Source organism: Flavobacterium branchiophilum NBRC 15030 = ATCC 35035, from assembly GCF_002217205.1.
Classification (GTDB): domain Bacteria; phylum Bacteroidota; class Bacteroidia; order Flavobacteriales; family Flavobacteriaceae; genus Flavobacterium; species Flavobacterium branchiophilum.
Genome location: NZ_MUGT01000230.1, coordinates 1 through 1,374, shown reverse-complemented (window position 1 = coordinate 1,374; position 1,374 = coordinate 1). Strand labels below are relative to the sequence as shown.

General features: G+C 32.4%; 1 protein-coding gene. It reads left to right on the top strand.

Annotated features, from left to right (window positions below):
• A partial coding sequence (locus tag B0A58_RS16080; RefSeq protein ID WP_133063179.1) for an RHS repeat-associated core domain-containing protein occupies positions 1-917 on the top strand: 917 nt, incomplete at its 5' end.
• Positions 918-1,374 lie beyond the last annotated feature (457 nt).

Below are 1,374 nucleotides of genomic sequence, written 5' to 3'. Positions count from 1 at the left end.
CGTATAAGTTTAACGGCAAAGAATTAGACGAAGAAACAGGACTGTACTATTATTCTGCTCGTTACTACGACCCGAAGCTGAGTCTTATGATAAGTGTTGACCAGCTCATGGAAAAATTTGCAGGTCGTTCTCCTTATGAATATTGCTTTAGTAATCCAATTAATCTAACTGATCCAACAGGAATGGGACCTGAAGACCCTCCTGGGAAAGCACATGTGTTCGGAACTGATGGTACTTCTTACGGACAAGTTAGAAACACTGGAACTGCAAACGATGTTTATATTGTTGATCCAAAAAATGTTAGTAAGACTAAAGATGGTACTTATGTGTTTAAAAAGTTAGAACAATTAAAAGATGGGAAAGGGAATGCCGTTAGTATTGATACTTTCAAAGCATTAGCGGGAACGATATATGCGGAAGCATCCGTTGGAGCAGCTTCAAAAGATGAAATGTTGGGTATATTTAACTGTATTGAAAATAGAGCAGTTGCAGATGGCGATAGTATATTAGGAGAAATGCAAAAACCTGGACAAGTTGTTGGGTATGCACATAGAGGAAGAATAGGAACGGAGAGCGGTAGTAATGCAAAAATTAAAACCCAAAATGCTTTTGCCGCTACAATACAAGGGTTAACAACAAATACTGATATTACAAATGGAGCGTATTATTGGGACGGAACCGATTATTCCAAAACTGCGAGATATACGCAAGGTACAACTTTCACAAGCGCATCTCATAATATATACAATCTTGCAGAAAATCCAAAAGCAGGAAGTAATGCGTTTGGCTCTTGGAGTTCAAAATTTGAAACAACATCGACGTCAGGACAAACTGTTTTTAGTAGATTAACAATAGATTGGAGAAATTCACAACATTCAAAAAAACAAGCAAATTGGTATGGAAGCATTAAAAAATAAACAAAATGTCATATATAGTTTGTTGTATTTATCATTGATCTTTACTTTTTCTTGTAAAGAAGTTAAGGGTACTAATGAAGTCTCAACAAAAACAAATATTCTTATAGATGATCCTAAAATAAATACTACTTTGATAAGTATAATGAATTTTAGTATAGAGGTTTTAAATATTGCGATTTTAACAAATCTAGTATTTTTAACAAGATTGAACCAACTGTTTTTTATTGTAAGATAGATAGCATAACAGATGAGATTTTATATAAAGACTATAAAATTAGTGTTAAACAACCGTATAGATTTGGAGATAATAAAAAAAACCGAGAGATTAGGTTAAATAATCAGCAATTAATTGTTAAAAGAATACTTTTAAAGCAAGATGAATATAAAGAGTGGTATACTTTTACAAATCTTTTGATAGACTATCAATCATCTGATAGATTTTATTTTGATGAAAATT